Annotated in this window: 15 protein-coding genes; 10 read left to right on the top strand and 5 right to left on the bottom strand. The window is 54.2% G+C overall.

Going from position 1 to position 21495, the window contains the following annotated elements:
• Positions 1-64 precede the first annotated feature (64 nt).
• Positions 65-1417 carry a two-component system sensor histidine kinase EnvZ gene (gene envZ / locus HV302_RS01675; protein ID WP_181626842.1) on the bottom strand — a complete coding sequence of 451 codons (1353 nt, stop codon included), beginning with the start codon at positions 1415-1417 and terminating at the stop codon, positions 65-67.
• Entirely contained in the window at positions 1414-2133 is a 720-nt protein-coding gene (ompR, locus tag HV302_RS01670; RefSeq protein WP_001157751.1) for an osmolarity response regulator transcription factor OmpR, read from the bottom strand. Before ompR ends, envZ begins: the two co-directional genes overlap by 4 nt.
• 225 nt (positions 2134-2358) lie before the next feature.
• Here ompR and greB point away from each other — a divergent pair, with 225 nt between their 5' ends.
• The 6 genes from greB to HV302_RS01640 all read left to right on the top strand — a co-directional run bounded on the left by greB (position 2359) and on the right by HV302_RS01640 (position 9695).
• Positions 2359-2832 carry a transcription elongation factor GreB gene (gene greB / locus HV302_RS01665; RefSeq protein WP_016154802.1) on the top strand — a complete coding sequence of 158 codons (474 nt, stop codon included), beginning with the start codon at positions 2359-2361 and terminating at the stop codon, positions 2830-2832.
• A 98-nt stretch (positions 2833-2930) separates the two neighbouring features.
• Positions 2931-5264: a Tex family protein gene (locus HV302_RS01660; RefSeq protein ID WP_181626841.1), complete on the top strand. Its 2334-nt coding sequence runs from the start codon at positions 2931-2933 to the stop codon at positions 5262-5264.
• A gap of 431 nt (positions 5265-5695) precedes the next feature.
• Positions 5696-5923: a ferrous iron transporter A gene (gene feoA, locus HV302_RS01655; protein ID WP_003023519.1), complete on the top strand. Its 228-nt coding sequence runs from the start codon at positions 5696-5698 to the stop codon at positions 5921-5923.
• Positions 5924-5941: 18 nt separating this feature from the next.
• Positions 5942-8260: a Fe(2+) transporter permease subunit FeoB gene (gene feoB / locus HV302_RS01650; RefSeq protein ID WP_016157644.1), complete on the top strand. Its 2319-nt coding sequence runs from the start codon at positions 5942-5944 to the stop codon at positions 8258-8260.
• Between the two features lie 11 nt (positions 8261-8271).
• Positions 8272-8508, top strand: a complete 237-nt coding sequence (feoC, locus tag HV302_RS01645; protein WP_003023516.1) for a [Fe-S]-dependent transcriptional repressor FeoC — start codon at positions 8272-8274, stop codon at positions 8506-8508.
• Between the two features lie 236 nt (positions 8509-8744).
• Entirely contained in the window at positions 8745-9695 is a 951-nt protein-coding gene (locus tag HV302_RS01640; protein WP_103283370.1) for an Rpn family recombination-promoting nuclease/putative transposase, read from the top strand.
• Between the two features lie 44 nt (positions 9696-9739).
• On the opposite strand, the gene bioH is transcribed toward HV302_RS01640, so the two are convergent.
• On the bottom strand, positions 9740-10510 hold the full coding sequence (gene bioH / locus HV302_RS01635) for a pimeloyl-ACP methyl ester esterase BioH (RefSeq protein WP_016154806.1): 771 nt from the start codon (positions 10508-10510) through the stop codon (positions 9740-9742).
• Positions 10511-10547: 37 nt separating this feature from the next.
• On the opposite strand from bioH, the gene gntX reads away from it, so the two are divergent.
• The 3 genes from gntX (at position 10548) to gntT (ending at position 13561) form a co-directional block, all read left to right on the top strand.
• Positions 10548-11231, top strand: coding sequence for a DNA utilization protein GntX (gntX, locus tag HV302_RS01630; RefSeq protein WP_016154807.1), 684 nt, complete (start codon positions 10548-10550; stop codon positions 11229-11231).
• Between the two features lie 58 nt (positions 11232-11289).
• A complete protein-coding gene (gene nfuA, locus HV302_RS01625; RefSeq protein ID WP_003023509.1) occupies positions 11290-11865 on the top strand; it encodes a Fe-S biogenesis protein NfuA in 576 nt (191 codons plus the stop codon).
• A gap of 379 nt (positions 11866-12244) precedes the next feature.
• The gene (gntT, locus tag HV302_RS01620) at positions 12245-13561 is read left to right on the top strand and encodes a gluconate transporter (protein ID WP_003023507.1); all 1317 of its coding nucleotides are present in this window, start codon (positions 12245-12247) and stop codon (positions 13559-13561) included.
• Positions 13562-13641: 80 nt separating this feature from the next.
• Here gntT and malQ read toward each other — a convergent pair whose 3' ends face one another.
• Together malQ and malP are read right to left on the bottom strand one after the other, a co-directional pair.
• Positions 13642-15729 (bottom strand): 4-alpha-glucanotransferase, encoded by a 2088-nt coding sequence (malQ, locus tag HV302_RS01615; RefSeq protein ID WP_181626840.1) that lies wholly within the window; start codon positions 15727-15729, stop codon positions 13642-13644.
• 9 nt (positions 15730-15738) lie between these two features.
• Positions 15739-18132, bottom strand: coding sequence for a maltodextrin phosphorylase (gene malP, locus HV302_RS01610; RefSeq protein ID WP_181626839.1), 2394 nt, complete (start codon positions 18130-18132; stop codon positions 15739-15741).
• Between the two features lie 629 nt (positions 18133-18761).
• Here malP and malT point away from each other — a divergent pair.
• Positions 18762-21467: an HTH-type transcriptional regulator MalT gene (malT, locus tag HV302_RS01605; RefSeq protein WP_181626838.1), complete on the top strand. Its 2706-nt coding sequence runs from the start codon at positions 18762-18764 to the stop codon at positions 21465-21467.
• The last annotated feature ends 28 nt before the right edge of the window (positions 21468-21495 follow it).

Here is a 21495-nt window from a genome sequence, read left to right as displayed (position 1 = left end):
CGGATGGCGGTTTCGCCTTATCCGGCCTACAGCAACAAAAAGGGAGGCATTTCGCCTCCCTTTCTTATGCGTCTTTCGTGATGCCCTGCGCGCGAGTGAAGGGAACCGGAAGCCAGGCGCGGATCGACAACCCTCCTCGTTCACTGGTGCCAATTTCCAGCATACCGTTATGGTTATCGATAATACGCTGCACAATCGCCAGACCCAGGCCCGTGCCGCTGGTACTACGCGCGCTGTCGCCGCGGACAAACGGCTGGAACAGGTGTTTACGCTGCTCCGGCTTGATGCCCGGACCATCATCTTCTACCTGGAACCAAGCGCGATGCATCTCCGTACCGCTGCTGACCTTAATCCAGCCGTTGCCGTAACGGGCGGCGTTAACCACCATATTGGCAACCGCACGCTTGATCGACAGCGGGTGCATTTTCACCTGAATGCTACCCGGCAGCAGCGCAGTTTCGATTTCACGTTCATAGCCGCTTTCCGCTGCGACCACTTCGCCTAACACCGAGTTCAGATCCGCCATCTCCATCGGCATCTCCTGACCGGTACGCAGATAATCGATAAACTGCTCGATAATGGCATTACACTCTTCGATGTCCTTATTGATGGATTCCGCGAGATAACCATCCTCTTCGCCCATCATTTCGGTCGCCAGACGAATACGCGTCAGCGGAGTACGTAAATCGTGGCTCACGCCCGCCATTAACAGCGTACGGTCATCGGCCAGTTGCTTCACACCCGCAGCCATATGGTTAAAGGCTCGGGTAACGGAGCGCACCTCTGAAGCGCCATACTCACGCAGCGGCGGCGGAATGATACCTTTCCCCACCTGCAGCGCCGCATGTTCAAGATCCACCAGCGGTCGGTTCTGGATACGGATAAACAGCCACGCGCCACCGATAGCCAACAGCATAATCGCCAGCGTGTAGCGGAACAGCGGTGAGAAATCGCCCTGATGGATCTCCGTCAGCGGCACGCGTACCCAGATATTGGGCGACAGCCAGGTTTTCAGCCATACGACCGGCGAGCTTTTGTTCACCTCAACGCGGACTTCCGTCGGACCGCCCAGCTGCTGCGCCATCTGATGGCTTAAGAATTCATAGTGTTGCGCCCAACGCAGTCCAGCTTCTTCAGCGGCCTCGTTGGAATAGAGGGAAATACCCAGCTCACGATAAATTTCCCGGCGGAATGCGGGCGGCACCACCAGTTGCGTACCGTCCTCCAGCTGCAGTTTATCGGTCATCAGCATACGAACTTCGTAGGCCAGGACCTTATTAAACTGCTGGAGGCTCGGCAGTATCGCGAAGTTCAGCACTACCAGGTAAGTCGTCACCAGGCTGGCAAACAGCAAGGTGACGATGAGCAATAACGTGCGGGCAAACGAACTTCGTGGCGAGAAGCGCATTCGCCTCATGCTTTAGAACCGTCCGGAACAAAGACGTAGCCGAGACCCCACACGGTCTGAATGTAGCGCGGATGCGCCGGGTCCTCTTCCACCATACGACGCAGGCGAGAAATCTGGACATCGATAGAACGCTCCATCGCCGAATATTCACGACCACGGGCCAGGTTCATCAGCTTGTCGCGGGACAGCGGCTCGCGCGGGTGGCTTACCAGCGCTTTCAGTACTGCAAATTCCCCGCTGGTGAGCGGCATTGGCTCATCTTCACGGAACATTTCACGCGTACCGAGGTTCAGTTTAAACTTACCAAAAGCAATGACCGCTTCTTCCTGAGAAGGCGCGCCCGGCAGTTCGTTCGCCTGACGACGCAGTACAGCGCGAATACGCGCCAGCAGTTCTCGCGGGTTAAACGGTTTCGGAATGTAATCGTCAGCGCCGATTTCCAGCCCAACGATACGATCGACTTCTTCACCCTTCGCCGTGACCATAATGATCGGCATCGGGTTGCTTTGACTGCGCAGGCGACGGCAAATAGACAGGCCATCTTCTCCCGGCAGCATTAAATCCAGCACCATCAGGTGAAAGGACTCACGGGTCAGCAGACGATCCATCTGCTCAGCGTTAGCGACGCTTCGAACCTGGAAGCCCTGCTCGGTCAGATAACGCTCCAGAAGCGCACGCAAGCGCATGTCGTCATCGACCACCAGAATCTTATAGTTCTCTTGCATTGTTATTACTCCCAAAGGTTCGCAACAATTAAGTGTATATTCTTAAGAAAGCTAACGTGAGTCACCAGCGAATTCTGGTATGAATTCCAGGCTAAATTGTTACAAAGCATATTAAACAGCAGCTTAAGTATACAATGTTTCTCGCAATACATTATTTATTCTGTTGATATGCTCGCGTAATACTAATTGTGCGCATCATCACAGAGTCGAAGGTAAAACAATAAGATGAAAACGCCCCTGATAACCCGCGAAGGGTATGAAAAACTCAAACAAGAGCTGAATTACCTCTGGCGTGAAGAGCGCCCGGAAGTCACCAAAAAGGTTACCTGGGCCGCAAGTCTGGGTGACCGCAGCGAAAATGCCGACTACCAGTATAATAAAAAGCGTCTGCGTGAGATCGACCGCCGTGTCCGTTATTTGACCAAGTGTATGGAGAATTTGAAAATCGTCGATTACTCCCCGCAGCAAGAGGGCAAAGTCTTCTTTGGCGCGTGGGTCGAGATTGAAAATGACGATGGCGACATCCGTAAATTCCGTATTGTCGGCTACGATGAGATCTTCGGTCGTAAAGATTACATTTCTATCGACTCACCGATGGCGCGGGCGCTGCTGAAAAAAGAGGTCGGCGATCTCGCGATAGTCAACACCCCTGGTGGTGAAGCCAGCTGGTACGTGAACGAAATTGAATACGTTAAGTGAGACCGGAACAATCCGAAGCCCCGGTAGATGACTGGCATTTTTGCCAGTCAATCCGTATAACTATCCCCTGATTTTTTATCCTATAGACGAAGCTATCCATGATGAATGATTCTTTCTGCCGCATTATCGCAGGTGAAATTCAGGCTCGTGCTGAACAGGTAGAAGCTGCCGTTCGCCTGCTTGACGAAGGGAACACCGTGCCGTTTATCGCACGTTATCGTAAGGAAATCACCGGCGGTCTGGACGATACGCAACTGCGTAATCTGGAGACCCGTCTGGGATATCTGCGTGAACTGGAAGACCGCCGTCAGGCAATCCTGAAATCTATCGGCGAGCAAGGCAAACTGACCGACGATTTGGCGAACGCGATCAACGGCACGTTAAGTAAGACCGAACTCGAAGATCTCTATCTGCCGTACAAACCTAAGCGCCGCACCCGTGGGCAGATAGCCATTGAGGCCGGACTGGAGCCGCTGGCAGATCTGCTGTGGAACGAACCGTCCCATGACCCGGAAACCGAAGCCGCAAAATATCTCAACGCTGAAAACGGCGTGGCCGATACCAAAGCCGCCCTCGATGGCGCACGCTACATTCTGATGGAGCGCTTCGCCGAAGACGCTGCGCTGCTGGCAAAAGTGCGTGATTATTTGTGGAAAAACGCCCATCTGGTTGCCGCCGTGGTTAGTGGCAAAGAAGAGGAAGGCGCTAAGTTCCGCGATTACTTCGATCACCACGAACCTATTTCTATCGTTCCATCCCACCGTGCGCTGGCCATGTTCCGTGGTCGTAACGAAGGCGTGTTGCAGCTTTCACTAAATGCCGATCCGCAATTCGATGAGCCGCCAAAAGAGAGCCACGGCGAGCAGATTATCCAGGATCACCTAGGACTGCGCCTGAACAACGCCCCCGCTGACAGCTGGCGTAAAGGCGTTGTTAGCTGGACGTGGCGCATCAAAGTGCTGATGCACCTTGAAACTGAGCTGATGGGTACCGTGCGTGAACGTGCGGAAGATGAAGCGATCAACGTCTTTGCCCGTAACCTGCATGACCTGCTGATGGCCGCCCCGGCCGGGCTGCGCGCCACAATGGGTCTCGATCCGGGTCTGCGTACCGGTGTAAAAGTGGCGGTGGTTGACGGTACCGGCAAGCTGGTCGCGACCGACACTATTTATCCGCATACCGGCCAGGCAGCCAAAGCCGCCGTTGCCGTGGCGGCGTTGTGTGAAAAATACAACGTTGAGCTGGTCGCGATTGGTAACGGTACGGCGTCGCGCGAAACCGAGCGTTTCTTCCTCGACGTGCAGAAACAATTCCCGAAAGTGACCGCGCAGAAAGTGATCGTCAGCGAAGCCGGGGCATCGGTTTACTCTGCTTCCGAACTGGCGGCGCTGGAGTTCCCGGATCTCGACGTTTCACTGCGTGGCGCGGTGTCTATCGCCCGTCGTTTGCAGGATCCGTTGGCGGAGCTGGTGAAAATCGATCCGAAATCTATCGGCGTGGGCCAGTATCAGCACGATGTTAGCCAGACGCAACTGGCGCGCAAGCTGGATGCGGTGGTGGAAGACTGCGTGAATGCCGTCGGCGTCGATCTGAATACCGCCTCCGTGCCGCTACTGACCCGCGTTGCCGGCCTGACGCGCATGATGGCGCAAAACATCGTCGCCTGGCGCGATGAGAACGGTCAGTTTCAGAACCGTCAGCAACTGCTAAAAGTTAGCCGCCTGGGGCCAAAAGCCTTTGAACAGTGCGCGGGCTTCCTGCGTATCAACCATGGCGATAACCCACTGGATGCTTCTACCGTTCACCCGGAAGCTTATCCGATTGTGGAACGCATTCTGGCCGCAACCGAACAATCGCTGCGTGACCTGATGGGCAACAGCAACGAACTGCGCAATCTGAAAGCAGCCGATTTTACCGACGAACGCTTCGGGGTGCCGACCGTCACCGACATCATCAAAGAGCTGGAAAAACCGGGCCGCGACCCGCGTCCTGAATTTAAAACCGCGCAGTTTGCTGATGGCGTAGAAACCATGAACGATCTGCTGCCGGGAATGATTCTGGAAGGGGCAGTCACTAACGTCACGAACTTCGGCGCGTTTGTTGATATTGGCGTTCATCAGGATGGTCTGGTGCATATCTCTTCATTGTCGAATAAGTTCGTCGAAGATCCACACACCGTGGTGAAAGCGGGCGACATTGTGAAGGTGAAAGTGCTGGAAGTTGACCTGCAACGTAAGCGTATCGCACTGACCATGCGTCTGGACGAGCAGCCGGGTGAAACCAATGCGCGTCGCGGCGGCGGGAATAACGATCGCACTCAAAGCAATCGCCCGGCACCAAAAGCCGCGAAACCTCGTGGTCGTGACGCACAGCCTGCGGGTAACAGCGCCATGATGGATGCGCTGGCGGCGGCAATGGGTAAAAAACGCTAGTGTAACTTTTGTGCCGGATGGGGGGGTAACCTCCTTATCCGGCTAACTTGTCGCAATTAATTTGTAAGCCGGATAACACGCGTGAGCGTCGCCATCCGGCATATTTAGTCTCTTTCCCGCTTTCTACCGCCATATATTTATCACTTCATTAACAGATGAAACCTTAATTAAACATTAAGATCCTCACTAATTATTTCCGCGAATCATTCGTTCCCAACCAGAATAAATATTGAGGAATATCAAAATTGGCGCAAATTATTATCCAATTGTACATTCCGTCACATTTATTCTATTGATGATAGAAACCATTCTCATTATCATTGATCTGTTGATTATTTACTCTTTCCTTACGTTGGCTAATCATCTGGCCTCATGCCGCCTTGTCGCCCCATGAGGTAATCATCCAGTTAGCGAGATATAAGTAGGTCCCTATGCAATTCACTCCTGACAGTGCGTGGAAAATTACCGGTTTTGCCCGTGAAATCAGCCCGGCTTATCGTCAGAAACTGTTGTCACTTGGCATGCTACCCGGCTCCTCTTTCAACGTGGTACGCGTCGCCCCACTCGGCGATCCTATCCATATCGAAACGCGTCGCGTAAGTCTGGTATTGCGTAAGAAAGATCTGGCGTTATTAGAAGTGGAAGCGGTTTCCTGTTAATACAGTGAGTCTATAAAAATGAAAAAACTAACCATTGGTTTAATTGGCAATCCTAATTCCGGCAAGACTACTTTATTCAACCAGCTTACCGGCGCACGCCAGCGTGTAGGCAACTGGGCTGGCGTTACCGTTGAGCGTAAAGAAGGTCATTTCGCAACGACGGACCACCAGGTCACGCTGGTTGATTTACCCGGCACCTATTCTCTGACGACAATCTCATCTCAGACCTCTCTCGATGAGCAGATCGCCTGTCACTATATTTTAAGCGGCGACGCGGATCTCTTGATCAACGTGGTCGATGCTTCAAACCTTGAACGCAACCTCTACCTGACGTTGCAACTGCTTGAGCTGGGCATCCCCTGCATCGTCGCGTTGAATATGCTGGATATTGCCGAGAAGCAGCAAATCCGTATTGATATCGATGCCCTCTCCGCTCGCCTTGGCTGCCCGGTGGTTCCGCTGGTATCCACCCGCGCCCGCGGCATTGAAGCGCTGAAACTGGCGATCGATCGCTACAAAGAAAACGACACCGTCGAGCTGGTTCATTATGCCCAACCGCTGCTGCAGGAAGCGGATTCCCTCGCCGATGCGATGGCCAAAGATATGCCGTTAAAACAGCGCCGCTGGCTGGGCCTGCAGATGCTGGAAGGCGATATCTACAGCCGGGCCTACGCGGGGGATGCCGCGCAAAACCTTGATGCCGCCATTGCACGTCTGAGCGAGACAATGGACGATCCGGCACTGCATATCGCCGATGCGCGCTATCAGTGCATTGCCGCTATCTGCGATACCGTCAGCAACACCCTGACGGCAGAGCCGAGCCGCTTCACCACCGCAGTAGATAAAATCGTCCTCAACCGCTTCCTCGGGCTGCCGATTTTCCTGTTCGTGATGTACCTGATGTTCCTGCTCGCCATCAACATTGGCGGCGCGCTGCAACCGTTGTTTGACGTCGGCTCCGTAGCGCTCTTTATCCATGGGATTCAGTGGATTGGCTACACGCTGCACTTCCCGGACTGGCTCACTATCTTTTTGGCGCAAGGTCTTGGCGGCGGGATTAACACCGTGCTGCCACTGGTACCGCAAATCGGCATGATGTACCTGTTCCTCTCCTTCCTTGAAGACTCCGGTTACATGGCGCGCGCCGCGTTTGTAATGGACCGTCTGATGCAGGCGCTGGGGCTGCCGGGCAAATCGTTTGTCCCGCTGATCGTCGGCTTTGGCTGTAACGTACCGTCAGTGATGGGCGCACGTACGCTGGACGCCCCGCGTGAACGTCTGATGACCATCATGATGGCGCCGTTTATGTCCTGTGGCGCTCGCCTGGCGATTTTCGCCGTCTTTGCCGCAGCGTTCTTTGGTCAGAACGGTGCGCTGGCGGTCTTCTCACTGTACGTACTGGGTATCGTTATGGCGGTATTGACCGGTCTGATGCTCAAACACACCATCATGCGTGGCGAAGCAACGCCGTTCGTGATGGAGCTACCGGTGTACCACGTGCCGCACATTAAGAGTCTGATTATTCAGACCTGGCAACGCCTGAAAGGCTTCGTTCTGCGTGCGGGTAAAGTCATCATCATCGTCAGCATTTTCCTCAGCGCGTTTAACAGTTTCTCGCTGAGCGGAAAAATCGTCGACAACATCAACGACTCTGCTCTGGCTTCCGTCAGCCGCGTAATCACGCCGGTCTTCAAGCCGATTGGCGTTCACGAAGATAACTGGCAGGCAACCGTAGGTCTGTTCACCGGCGCGATGGCGAAAGAAGTGGTTGTCGGTACGCTGAACACGCTCTATACCGCAGAAAACATTCAGGAAGAAGAGTTCAACCCGGCAGATTTCCACCTCGGTGACGAGCTGCTCGGCGCGGTAGATGAGACCTGGCAAAGCCTGAAAGACACCTTCAGCCTGAGCGTACTGGCTAACCCTATTGAAGCCAGCAAGGGCGACGGTGAAATGGCTACGGGTGCAATGGGCGTGATGGGCGAAAAATTTGGCAGCGCTGCCGCCGCTTACAGCTACCTGATTTTCGTGCTGCTGTATGTGCCGTGTATTTCGGTAATGGGCGCTATTGCACGTGAATCCAGCCGTGGCTGGATGAGCTTCTCGATTCTGTGGGGCCTGAACATCGCCTACTCTCTGTCGACGCTGTTTTATCAGGCGGTCAGCTACAAAGAGCACCCGACCTACAGCCTGGTGTGCATTTTAGCTGTCATCCTGTTTAACATTGTGTTGCTGGGCCTGCTGCGTCGAGCTCGCAGTCGCGTGGATCTCGCACTGCTGGCGACCAACAGGACGGCAAGCTCCTGCTGTTCCAGCACCACTGGCGACTGCCACTAAGGTTATCGACAATGGCATCGCTTATTCAGGTTCGTGATTTATTGGCTTTGCGGGGACGCATGGAGGCAACTCAGATTAGCCACACGCTGCACACCCCGCAGCCCATGATTGACGCCATGCTGAATCAGTTAGAAAAGATGGGCAAAGCGGTGCGGATTCAGGAAGATGCCGACGGGTGTCTTTCCGGAAGCTGCAAGAGTTGTCCGGAAGGTAAAGCCTGCCTGCGCGAGTGGTGGGCTTTGCGCTAGTTCGATGCCGGATGGCGCTACGCTTCCGGTCTAAAAATGACTGCAAACGTCCTGGCCGGATAAAGCGTTTATGCTGATATCCGGCTTTTTGCGTAATGGATTCCACAAAGATGTCTTTGTTTCAGCAAAGCAGATCTATCCTCCAGCCTGTCGCGCATCGTTATCAACTCGTGGATGATTACTGGCGACCAGGGAAGTAGAGTCTCGTCATCTTGTTTCTCAGGTGACGGATCGCCATGAATACTGACACGACTGCTACGCCGCATGACGCGATTTTTAAAACGTTCTTAAACCACCCTGCTACCGCACGCGACTTTCTTCGGCTCCATCTTCCAGCCTCTTTGCAAAAACTGTGCGATCTGAAAACGCTACAACTGGAATCGGGCAGCTTTATTGAGGACGATTTGCGCGCGTACTATTCCGATGTGCTGTGGTCATTAAAAACCCGCGAAGGCGATGGCTATATTTACACCATCATTGAGCATCAGAGTACCGCCGATGCCCATATGGCATTTCGGCTGATGCGTTATGCCATTGCGGTCATGCATCGTCATTTGGCTGCAGGTCACAAAAAACTCCCGCTAGTGATACCCATGCTTTTTTATCATGGCGCGGCAAGCCCATACCCCTACTCACTCTGCTGGCTGGACGAATTTGACGACCCAAAGGCCGCCAGACAACTTTATACCGCAGCGTTTCCACTGATCGATATCACCGTTGTTCCCGATGACGAGATCATGCAGCATCGCCGGATGGCACTGTTGGAACTCATCCAAAAACATATTCGTAAACGCGATTTGATGGGACTGGTAGAAAAACTGGCCATCCTGATTATTAAAGGACACGCTAATGACAGCCAGTTGAAAGCCTTGTTTAATTATCTAATGCAGGTCGGGGACACCGCACATTTTACCGAGTTTCTTCATGAGGTCGCCGAACGTTTACCCCAACATAAGGAAAAGTTGATGACTATCGCCGAAAGATTACGACAAGAAGGGCATCTTAATGGTCTTCAGGAAGGTCATATGAAAGGGTTACAAGAGGGGTTACAAACGGGCTTGCAACAAGGTAAACGAGAGGAAGCTTTACGTATTGCATCAACCCTGCAGGCTGATGGTATCGACCCGCTGACCATCTTCAGAATTACCGGACTGACCGCTGAGGATCTGGCTACGCGCAGCCATTAATCTCAAGCCCGGTAAGCGTGGCTCTACCGGGCAACACAACAGATTTATAGGCGTTTTTTTAACGCCACCAGCGCTGCGCAGAACTCTGCAGGATGCGAGATAAACGGTGCATGCGCCGCTTTAGCAAATATCAACGACTCGCTATGCGGCCACAGGGCATCGAGCATTGGGACCACTTTGCGCGGAACCAGTCCATCGAGATAGCCGTACAACCGCAGAAAAGGCATGTCCACAGCGCACAGAGGCTCACGCAGATCGACCGTTTTCAGGATCTCCAGTCCGCCATTGAGCACCTCGACATTCGGCATGGGTAACGCCAGAACTGTTTTCTTCAGTGCCCGTGCATCCTGACGCGCGGTGTCCGTGCCCATCGTCTGCAACGCCAGAAAACGTTCCACCGTACGCTGGAAATCTTCGCTCAACTGCTGCTGGAAACCTGCCAGCACTTCTGGCTTGATTCCCGGCCACTCGTCGCGCGCGCTAAAGCAAGGGGAAGACGCCACGGTCACCAGCGCCTGAACACGTTCAGGATGGGTTAACGCCACCTGGCTTGCGACCAGCCCGCCCAGACTCCAGCCGAGCCAGATGGCTTTCTCCGGTGCCTGTTTTACTACCCGCTCAGCCATCTCTTCCAGCGACATTGCGCCGAACCCCTGGCTGCGACCAAATCCCGGTAAGTCGACAAGATGCAGCGTGAAATGCGAACTCAATTCCTCGCTTATGCAATGCCACACTTGCGCATTCAGTCCCCATCCGTGCAGCAGCACAAGATGGCAATTTCCCGAACCCTGGGTCTGCCACCAGATGTCATTCATCAGTTATTGTTCTCTTTTAGCCTGAAAGGATGCTTCTATGCTAACAGTACCGGGATTGTGCTGGCTATGCCGAATGCCCCTGACGTTAGGGCATTGGGGGATCTGTTCAGTCTGCACACGGGCAACGCATCAGCACGTCAGCCGGTGCCCTCAATGTGGACTCCCTGCCGCGCATACCGTCGTTCCCTGCGGGCGCTGTCTGCAAAAACCACCGCCGTGGCAGCGACTGGTTACCGTCAGCGACTATGCTCCGCCATTGAGCGGGCTTATCCACCAGCTCAAGTTTTCCCGACGTGGCGAAATGGCCCCCGCTCTTTCACGCTTGTTGTTGCTGGAGGTATTACAGGCCCGGCGCGTCAGCGGTCTTCCTCTGCCGGACAGGCTCGTCAGCGTCCCGCTCTGGCAACGCCGGCACTGGCGCAGAGGGTTTAATCAGAGCGACTTACTGTGTCGTCCCCTGGCACGCTGGCTAGGCTGCGACTGGGACAGCCGGGCCATCACGCGGGTTCGGGCAACCGCCACACAGCACCATCTCAGCGCCCGATTACGTAAACGTAACCTGAAAAACGCCTTTCGCCTTGAATTGCCAGTGCAGGGACTCCATATGGTCATTGTGGATGATGTCGTCACTACCGGAAGTACCGTCGCGGAAATCGCGCAGCTGCTTTTACGCAACGGCGCGGCGACTGTCCAGGTATGGTGCCTGTGTCGAACCTTGTAGAGCCTCGATGATGGGCGTATTATAACCAAGTAAAATAGTCAACTATTAGGCCATTACTATGATCCATATTTCCGATGCTGCACAAGCGCACTTTGCCAAACTGCTGGCAAATCAGGAAGAAGGGACACAAATCCGCGTATTTGTGATTAATCCCGGCACGCCTAACGCTGAATGCGGCGTTTCTTATTGTCCGCCGGACGCCGTGGAAGCAACCGACACCGCCATTAAATTTGACCTGCTAACCGCATATGTTGATGAACTGAGCGCACCGTATCTGGAAGATGCAGAAATCGATTTCGTTACCGACCAGTTAGGCTCCCAACTGACCCTGAAAGCACCAAACGCCAAAATGCGTAAAGTTGCCGATGATGCGCCGCTGATGGAACGCGTGGAGTACATGCTGCAATCGCAGATCAACCCACAGCTGGCAGGTCACGGTGGTCGCGTCTCTCTGATGGAAATCACCGATGAAGGCTACGCTATTCTGCAGTTTGGCGGCGGATGTAACGGCTGTTCAATGGTGGATGTAACGCTGAAAGAAGGTATCGAGAAGCAGCTGCTGGCTGAATTCCCTGAACTGAAAGGCGTTCGCGATTTAACCGAACACCAGCGCGGCGAGCACTCTTACTACTAACGCCTCAACCTGTAGAGTTTCCGTAGGCCCGTTAAGACGCATCCGCGCCGCCATCGGGCATTGATGCCGGATGGCAGCGTAATCGCGTTATCCGGCCTACAACCTTGCATTTCTCCGCATATTTCCTGCAACAATCCCCCTCATAATTTGACCAGCCTCTCATAATTTAAATTTTGCCTGCCCAGGTGATTTTCAAGCGCCGCATGTTACCCGTATCATTCGCATCAGCACCTAACACACACATAACAGCCAGCTAAACTGATTAGTTTTGAAGGCAACCAGCATTGGTGCTGAGAATGCTCTGTTCCCGGTCGGGACAATCGGAATTTGTCATCTAAACACTGACGTTACCCATAACAAAGTAAAGGCCAGGTAAATCATGCCATTAGTCATCGTTGCTATCGGTGTAATCTTGTTACTCCTCCTGATGATCCGTTTCAAAATGAACGGTTTCATCGCTCTCGTCCTGGTGGCGCTTGCTGTCGGATTGATGCAAGGGATGCCACTGGATAAAGTCATCGGTTCGATTAAAGCCGGCGTCGGCGGAACCCTTGGCAGCCTCGCCCTGATTATGGGTTTTGGCGCCATGCTGGGCAAAATGCTGGCGGACTGCGGCGGCGCACAGCGCATCGCAACCACCCTGATTGCTAAATTCGGCAAAAAACATATTCAGTGGGCGGTGGTATTAACCGGCTTCACCGTCGGTTTTGCCCTGTTCTACGAAGTCGGCTTCGTGCTGATGCTGCCGCTGGTGTTCACCATCGCCGCTGCTGCCAACATCCCGCTGCTGTATGTTGGCGTGCCGATGGCTGCTGCGCTGTCCGTAACTCACGGCTTCCTGCCGCCGCACCCAGGTCCGACCGCTATTGCCACCATTTTCCACGCAGATATGGGTAAAACCCTGCTGTTTGGTACGATTCTGGCAATCCCGACCGTTATTCTCGCCGGTCCGGTGTACGCTCGCTTCCTGAAAGGTATCGATAAGCCAATCCCGGAAGGTCTGTACAGCGCGAAAACGTTTACCGAAGAAGAGATGCCTGGCTTTGGCGTCAGCGTCTGGACCTCCCTGGTACCGGTTATCCTGATGGCGATGCGCGCCGTGGCGGAGATGATTCTGCCAAAAGGCCACGCTTTCCTGACGGTGGCAGAATTCCTGGGTGACCCGGTCATGGCAACGCTTATCGCGGTGCTGATTGCGATGTTCACTTTTGGTCTGAACCGTGGACGTTCGATGGATCAGATCAACGACACGCTGGTGTCCTCCATCAAAATCATCGCGATGATGCTGTTGATCATTGGTGGTGGCGGTGCCTTCAAACAGGTCCTGGTGGATAGCGGCGTGGATAAGTACATCGCGTCAATGATGCACGGTTCAAACGTTTCTCCGCTGCTGATGGCATGGTCTATCGCTGCGGTACTGCGTATCGCACTGGGCTCCGCAACCGTTGCAGCGATCACCGCTGGTGGGATTGTGGCACCGCTGATTGCAACGACCGGCGTAAGCCCTGAACTAATGGTTATTGCGGTTGGTTCCGGTTCCGTCATTTTCTCCCACGTGAACGATCCAGGCTTCTGGTTGTTCAAGGAGTACTTCAACTTGACCATCGGTGAAACCATCAAGTCATGGTCAATGCTGGAAACCATTATCTCCGTCTGCGGTCTGGTAGGGTGTCTGCTGCTGGGTATGGTGGTCTGATAAAACTGTGCCGGGTGGCGCTTCGCTTACCCGGCCTACCTGCTATCACCCTAAAAAAGCCGGGGAAATCCCCGGCTTTTTTACTTCTTCTTCGCGGCCGCTTTTCGGCGCTTATCCAAATCCTTAATCAGCTTGTTCACACCGTCATCGGCAAACATCTGCTCCAGCGTGGCGGTGAGCTTACGCCGCCAGTTTTTGTACTGGTCGCTGGTCCCGGGAATATTGACGGGCTCAGCCATATCCAGCCAGTCTTCCGGTTGCAGGCCCAACAGCGCACTGTTGCTGTCAGCGATGTAGCGTTGCATGCCGCGATTAAGAATCGGCGTCATCGACATCAGTGACGCCTTGTGACCAGCACGTTTTGGCAGGCACCCGTATTTGTGCAGTGCGTCCAGCAGCCCCTGTTTCGCCAGTTCTCTGTCCTGATACAGCCCACGCAGCACGACTTCATCCGGGTACAGACCCAGCGCCTTACCCAGCGTCAGATCGCCGCTATCCCAATAACCTTTAAGCGTAGGAAGGTCATGCGTCGCCGCGACTGCCATTGATTGTTCCGGGTACGCTTTCGGCGCGCGGAAGTTTTTCTCATGGTCATTCTCAAAATAAAGCACTTTGTAGGAGTACACGCCGCTGTCACGCAGCTTGCTGACAATCTCTACCGGCACAGTCCCCAGATCTTCACCAATTACCATGCAGTTATGACGTTTACTTTCCAGCGCCAGAATTGAAAGCAGATCGTCGACCGGATAATGCACGTAGGCGCCGTGATCGGCAGTTTCGCCGTAAGGGATCCACCACAGACGCAGCATCGACATAACATGGTCGATACGCAACGCACCGCAGTTCTGCATATTGGCACGCAGCAGTTCGATAAACGGTTCGTAAGCGCGTGCTGTGATGATATGCGGATCCATCGGCGGCAATCCCCAGTTTTGCCCGAGCGGACCGAGAATATCCGGCGGTGCGCCAACCGAGGCTTTCAGGCAATACAACTCGCGGTCGCACCAGGTTTCCGCCCCGCCTTCGGCCACGCCGACAGCCAGATCGCGATATAATCCAATCGGCATCGCAAAGCCCTGGCTGGTTTTCCAGCAGTCAGCAAACTGGGTATACGCCAGCCACTGCAACCACAGGTAGAAATCCACTTCATCACGATGCTCTTCGCAAAAGCGTTTTACCTCTGGCGAATCCACCGACTGGAAAGCTTGCGGCCACACCGGCCAGCCCCAGCGCAGTGCGTCCTCTTTCACCTGATGTGCATGCAGCGCGTCAAAGGCCGCCTGCCAGTACAGGCTATCCCCTTCCTGAATCACAAACTGACGAAATGCCGCCATCTGCTCATCGTCACGTGCAGAGAAGCTTTTCCACGCCATACGCAGCGCTGTCATCTTCAATGCGGTAACGGCAGAATAATCAACCCACTCGGTATCACGCGCGCGTTGCAGAGCTTGCTGAGTCGCGGGTTTCTGCCACCAGGCCTGCGCCTCTTTACTCAGGCGGAAATCGTCTACTGCGTTCACATCTATATAAATAACGTTCAACCAGCGGCGTGACGACGGGCTGTACGGACTGGCACTCTCCGGGTTCGCCGGATACAGCGCGTGAATCGGATTCAGGCCGATAAACGCGCCACCGCGTTGCGCCACCTCCACCAGCATGGCACGGAGATCGCCAAAGTCGCCAATCCCCCAGTTTTTTTCTGAACGCAGGGTATAGAGCTGAACGCATGCGCCCCACAGCTTCTGTCCGGCTAACAGAGCCTGCGGCTCATAGCAGCGTTTCGGCGCGACGATGATGCGGCAATGGGTACGCAACTCCCCCTGGGTGAGGGTAAGCGTATGATACCCTTCCGGCAGCTTCGCCGGAAGGTTGAACGATTTACCGCCGACGGCATGCCCTTTGTGCTGCACGCCCTCTTCGGTGGTCAGCAGCCAGGTAAACTCTCCGCGTCCCTCAACTGCCAGCGGCATTTTCTTACCAGCGGTATAAACCATGACATTCGGCACCGGGGTCACCGCCACCTGAGCGGTGGCGGTGGAGCGATGCATAGCGTCAAGCAAACGCCGCTTGGTTTCGACGCCAATAGACTGCGGTTTACCGTGGGCATTAATGTAATTGGGGCTGATCCCCGCCGCCAACGCGGCATTATCCAGACGTTTGCTTTCCATCGCGATTCCTTAACGTTTCGCCTGCCAGATACGAGTCTGATAATCGCGGATGGAGCGATCCGAACTGAACATGCCGCAACGCGCGGTATTCAGAATCGCCGCCCGGGTCCAGGCTTCCTGGTCACGGTACAACACGTCAACCTGCTTCTGGGCTTCAACGTAGGCCGCGAAGTCCGCCATTACCAGATACGGGTCACCGCCCTGCTTGCCGATACTGTGCAGCATCTGGTCGAAGGCATGTTTATCGCCGTCGCTGTACTTCCCGCTTTCCAGCTCTTTCAGAACAGCATCCAGCACTTTATCTTTCTTACGCCATTTCACCGGGTCGTAACCTTTGGCCTTGAGCGCCTTCACCTCTTCCACGGTATGACCAAAGATAAAGATATTCTCGTCACCTACCTTCTCGGCGATTTCGACGTTTGCGCCATCCAGCGTACCGACGGTTAACGCACCGTTCAGCGCCAGCTTCATGTTACCGGTGCCGGAAGCCTCTTTCCCTGCGGTGGAGATTTGCTCAGAGATATCCGCCGCTGGGATCAACATTTCCGCCGCCGAGACACAATAATCCGGCAGGAATACGACCTTCAGCTTGTCGCCCACTTGCGGGTCGTTATTGATGGTTTCTGCAACCTTGTTAATGGCGAAGATGATATTTTTCGCCAGGTAGTAACCCGGAGCGGCTTTCGCGCCAAACAGGAATACGCGCGGCACGCGATCGGCCTGCGGGTTCTCACGGATTTCTTTGTATAACGCCAGAATATGCAGCAGGTTGAGGTGCTGACGCTTGTACTCATGCAGGCGTTTAATCTGAATATCAAAGAGAGCGTTAGTCGTTATCTCAATACCGGTACGCGCTTTAATAAACTTCACCAGACGCGCTTTGTTCGCCAGCTTGATGTCACGATACTGCTGACGAAACTTCGCGTCGTCGGCGTATTTTTCCAGGTTAATCAACTGATCGAGGTCGTTGGCCCACTCTTTTTTCAGCGATTTATCCAGCAGCGCGGCAAGTGCCGGGTTGCACTGCTTAATCCAGCGACGCGGAGTAATCCCGTTAGTGACGTTATGGAATTTGTTCGGCCAGAGCTGATGATATTCCGGGAACAGATCCTTCACCACCAAATCGGAGTGCAGCGCCGCCACGCCGTTAACCGCAAAGCCGCTGACCACGCACATGTTGGCCATACGCACCTGTTTGTTGTGCACCACCGCCAGCTTCGCCCAAACTTCAGCATCACCCGGCCAGGTTTTATCGACCAGCTTCTTAAAGCGGTCGTTAATCTCTTTGATGATTTGCATATGGCGCGGCAGTAGTGCTTTCACCAGCTTCTCGTCCCAGCACTCCAGCGCCTCTGGCATCAAAGTGTGGTTGGTATAAGCAAAGGTCTTACTGGTAATAGCCCACGCATCGTCCCAGCTCATCTGGTGCTCATCAATCAGTACACGCAGTAGCTCAGGGATGGCGATGGTCGGGTGAGTATCGTTGAGCTGAATCACCTCAAAATCAGCCAGCTCATGCAGTTTACGCCCTGCCAGATGATGGCGGCGCAGAATGTCAGCTACGGAGCAAGCGCACTGGAAGTATTGCTGCATCAGGCGCAGCTTTTTACCCGCGGTGTGGTTGTCGTTCGGGTACAGCACTTTGGTCAGTTTTTCAGCGTCGATGCCCTGCTGCTCTGCGCGCAGGAAATCGCCGTCATTAAATTTGGTCAGGTTAAACGGATGCGCGTGGCTGGCCTGCCACAGACGCAGCGGTTGCGCCACGCCGTTACGGTAGCCGAGAACCGGTAGATCCCAGGCCTGGCCGGTGATAACAACCCCCGGCTCCCAGTGCCCTTCTTTGGTGACCTTGCCGCCAATCCCTACTTGCACATCCAGTGCCTCGTTGTGACGGAACCACGGATAGCTGCCGCGATGCCAGTCATCCGGGGCTTCCATCTGCTGCCCATCGGCAAACGACTGACGGAACAGGCCGTACTGGTAGTTGAGACCATAGCCCGTCGCCGATTGACCGACTGTCGCCATCGAATCAAGGAAGCAGGCCGCCAGGCGCCCCAATCCACCATTACCCAGCGCCGGGTCGATCTCTTCTTCCAGCAGGTCGGTCAGGTTAACGTCATGCGCTTTCAGCTCATCGCTCACCGCCTGATACCAGCCGAGATTGAGTAAGTTGTTGCCGGTCAGACGGCCAATCAAAAACTCCATCGAGATGTAGTTAACATGGCGCTGATTTTTTGCCGGCTTCGCCGCAGGCTGGGCGCTGAGTAACTCAGCCAACGCCCCACTCACTGCCTGCCACCACTGGCGCGACGTCATTTCTTGAGCCGACAGTAAACCGAAGCGCTGCCACTGACGCGTCAGGGCAGCCTGAAATTGATCTTTGTTGAAAGTAGGCTGTGACATAGGGGTTCCAGATCCTTAGGTAATAAAACAACGTTATCGCTAGTTTGCCAGGCTCGTTGTTGACCTTCCTCATCCTGGCACGGATTAGGCAGGGAGGAGGAGCGGGGATGAGCATAAAAGTGTGATCGCTGCCACTTAAAGAGGGTGTTATCGCCCGTAAATTCGCGTAAGTCCGGCATAACGCCCCTGTAATGCCCAACGGACGACGCATTAATAACAAGAGATAAATCGACAATATCAAATAGAGGGGTGACGATGGGAAACAATCTGTAAACAGAGAAATAGTTTCTAACCTGAAATATCCAAGGTGGATAAGATAATTCACATAAAACTTTTAAGTCGGCCACAAAATTCGACTCTTTACATTAAGCAACTGAGTAACCTTATAAAAAGAGAGGTATTTTTCGGCTCAGCCAAAATACCGACGGATCCAGTCGCCACGCCTGTTGTGACTCTTTAAAGCAATTAATGTAATAGATGTATAGATTTGTGACATAGTGCAAAATCAGACACACAAAAAGTCCGCTTAGCTTGCATAAAACACTAATCTGGCCGACCTTATATCTATTAATTACGAAGCGCAAAAAAAATCATTTTCCCCCATTTTCACACAGTGAAGTGACTAACTTATGTTGATTCCGTCTAAATTAAGTCGTCCGGTTCGACTCGACCATACGGTGGTTCGTGAGCGCCTGTTGGCTAAACTTTCCGGCGCGAACAATTTCAGGCTTGCCCTGATAACAAGTCCTGCTGGTTATGGAAAAACAACGTTGGTTTCACAATGGGCAGCGGAGAAGAACGACTTAGGCTGGTACTCTCTGGATGAAGGCGATAATCAACAAGAGCGCTTTGCCAGCTATCTGATCGCCGCTATCCAACAGGCAACCGGTGGACACTGCACCACCAGCGAAGCGATGGTGCAAAAGCGCCAATACGCCAGCCTGACGTCACTGTTTGCGCAGCTATTTATTGAACTGGCCGAGTGGCACCGCCCGCTCTACCTGGTAGTGGATGATTATCATCTCATCTCCAATCCGGCAATTCACGAAGCGATGCGTTTCTTCCTGCGTCATCAGCCTGAGAACCTCACGCTGGTCGTGCTGTCGCGCAACCTGCCGCAGTTGGGTATTGCCAACCTGCGAGTACGCGATCAGTTGCTGGAGATAGGCAGCCAACAGCTGGCGTTTAACCACCAGGAAGCCAAACAATTTTTCGATAGACGTTTGTCCTCGCCTATCGAAGCGGCAGAAAGCAGCCGGATGTGCGATGACGTTGCTGGCTGGGCCACGGCGTTACAGCTGATTGCCCTCTCCGCCCGCCAGAACAACCATTCTGCGCATCAGTCCGCACGCCGCCTCGCCGGGATCAACGCCAGCCATCTGTCCGATTATCTGGTTGATGAAGTGCTGGACAGCGTCGACCTCGGCACCCGTCATTTCCTGCTGAAAAGCGCCATTCTGCGCTCAATGAACGACGCACTGATCGTCCGGGTCACCGGGGAAGAAAACGGCCAGATGCGGCTGGAGGAGATTGAACGCCAGGGATTATTCTTGCAGCGGATGGATGACGTCGGTGAGTGGTTCAGCTATCACCCGCTGTTTGGCAGCTTTTTACGCCAGCGCTGTCAGTGGGAACTGGCAAGCGAACTGCCCGAAATACACCGCGCCGCCGCTGAAAGCTGGATGGCGCAAGGTTTCCCCAGCGAAGCTATCCACCACGCGCTGGCGGCAGGCGACGCCCATATGCTACGCGATATCCTGCTTAACCATGCGTGGGGACTGTTTAACCACAGCAAACTGACATTACTGGAAGAGTCGCTGAAAGCTCTGCCGTGGGAAAGTCTGCTGGAAAATCCGCGTCTGGTTCTGCTGCAAGCCTGGCTGATGCAAAGCCAGCACCGCTACGGCGAGGTTAATACCCTGCTGGCACGCGCTGAGCAGGAAATGAAAGGCGACATGGAACCGACGCTGCACGCCGAATTTAACGCCCTGCGTGCGCAGGTCGCGATTAACGACGGCAATCCTGACGAAGCCGAGCGCCTGGCAAAGCTGGCGCTGGATGAGTTACCCATCGCCTGGTTCTATAGCCGTATCGTCGCCACCTCGGTACACGGTGAAGTCCTGCACTGTAAGGGCGATCTCACGCGTTCTCTGGCGTTGATGCAGCAAACCGAGCAAATGGCGCGCCACCATGACGTCTGGCATTACGCGCTGTGGAGTTTAATTCAGCAAAGTGAAATTTTGTTTGCCCAGGGCTTTTTACAGGCCGCCTGGGAGACTCAGGAAAAAGCGTTTCAGTTGATCAAAGAGCAGCATCTGGAACAGTTGCCGATGCACGAGTTCCTGGTGCGTATTCGCGCGCAGCTGCTGTGGGCATGGGCGCGCCTGGACGAATCGGAAGCGTCTGCCCGCGCGGGTATTGAACTGCTTTCCACATTCCAGCCGCAGCAACAGCTACAGTGCCTGGCGCTGCTGATTCAATGTTCGCTGGCCCGGGGGGATCTGGATAATGCGCGTAGCCTGCTTAACCGCCTGGAAAACCTGCTGGGTAACGGTCACTATCACAGTGACTGGATCTCGAACGCCGATAAGGTACGGGTGATTTACTGGCAAATGGTGGGCGACAAAAATTCGGCCGCCAACTGGCTGCGCCACACGCCGAAACCGGAATTCGCCAATAACCACTTCCTGCAAAGCCAGTGGCGCAACATCGCCCGCGCGCAGATCCTGCTGGGCGAGTTTGAACCGGCTGAGATTGTGCTGGAAGAGTTGAATGAAAATGCGCGCAATCTGCGCCTGATGAGCGATCTGAACCGTAACCTGCTGCTGCTTAATCAGCTCTACTGGCAGGCAGGACGCAAAAATGACGCACAGCGCGTGTTACTCGACGCGCTGCAGCTGGCGAACCGCACCGGATTTATCAGTCACTTTGTCATTGAAGGTGAGGCCATGGCGCAGCAACTGCGTCAGCTGATTCAGCTCAATACCTTACCGGAACTCGATCAGCACCGCGCCCAGCGTATTTTGCGTGAGATTAACCAGCATCACCGCCATAAATTCGCCCACTTCGATGAAGGATTCGTTGAGCGTCTGCTTACTCACCCGGAAGTACCGGAGCTTATCCGCACCAGCCCGCTGACCCAGCGCGAATGGCAGGTTCTGGGACTGATTTATTCGGGCTACAGCAACGAGCAGATCGCCGGAGAATTGGCCGTCGCGGCAACGACCATCAAGACGCACATCCGCAATTTGTATCAAAAGCTCGGCGTCGCACACCGCCAGGATGCGGTGCAACATGCGCAGAAACTGCTGAAAATGATGGGGTATGGGGTTTAGTTAATGCCTGATACGCTACGCTTATCAG

This window comes from Citrobacter sp. RHBSTW-00859, from assembly GCF_013729795.1.
GTDB classification, from domain to species: Bacteria; Pseudomonadota; Gammaproteobacteria; order Enterobacterales; family Enterobacteriaceae; genus Citrobacter; species Citrobacter braakii.
Note: the sequence above shows the minus strand (reverse complement) of the source record. Positions and strands in the feature narration are given on the sequence as shown.

Coding starts and splice junctions, on each gene's coding strand:
- bioH (WP_016154806.1), bottom strand. CDS start 10,510: ATGAATGACATCTGGTGGCAGACCCAGGGTTCGGGAAATTGCCATCTT.
- nfuA (WP_003023509.1), top strand. CDS start 11,290: ATGATCCATATTTCCGATGCTGCACAAGCGCACTTTGCCAAACTGCTG.
- gntT (WP_003023507.1), top strand. CDS start 12,245: ATGCCATTAGTCATCGTTGCTATCGGTGTAATCTTGTTACTCCTCCTG.
- feoC (WP_003023516.1), top strand. CDS start 8,272: ATGGCATCGCTTATTCAGGTTCGTGATTTATTGGCTTTGCGGGGACGC.
- feoA (WP_003023519.1), top strand. CDS start 5,696: ATGCAATTCACTCCTGACAGTGCGTGGAAAATTACCGGTTTTGCCCGT.
- malQ (WP_181626840.1), bottom strand. CDS start 15,729: ATGGAAAGCAAACGTCTGGATAATGCCGCGTTGGCGGCGGGGATCAGC.
- HV302_RS01640 (WP_103283370.1), top strand. CDS start 8,745: ATGAATACTGACACGACTGCTACGCCGCATGACGCGATTTTTAAAACG.
- malT (WP_181626838.1), top strand. CDS start 18,762: ATGTTGATTCCGTCTAAATTAAGTCGTCCGGTTCGACTCGACCATACG.
- malP (WP_181626839.1), bottom strand. CDS start 18,132: ATGTCACAGCCTACTTTCAACAAAGATCAATTTCAGGCTGCCCTGACG.
- envZ (WP_181626842.1), bottom strand. CDS start 1,417: ATGAGGCGAATGCGCTTCTCGCCACGAAGTTCGTTTGCCCGCACGTTA.
- greB (WP_016154802.1), top strand. CDS start 2,359: ATGAAAACGCCCCTGATAACCCGCGAAGGGTATGAAAAACTCAAACAA.
- ompR (WP_001157751.1), bottom strand. CDS start 2,133: ATGCAAGAGAACTATAAGATTCTGGTGGTCGATGACGACATGCGCTTG.
- HV302_RS01660 (WP_181626841.1), top strand. CDS start 2,931: ATGATGAATGATTCTTTCTGCCGCATTATCGCAGGTGAAATTCAGGCT.
- feoB (WP_016157644.1), top strand. CDS start 5,942: ATGAAAAAACTAACCATTGGTTTAATTGGCAATCCTAATTCCGGCAAG.
- gntX (WP_016154807.1), top strand. CDS start 10,548: ATGCTAACAGTACCGGGATTGTGCTGGCTATGCCGAATGCCCCTGACG.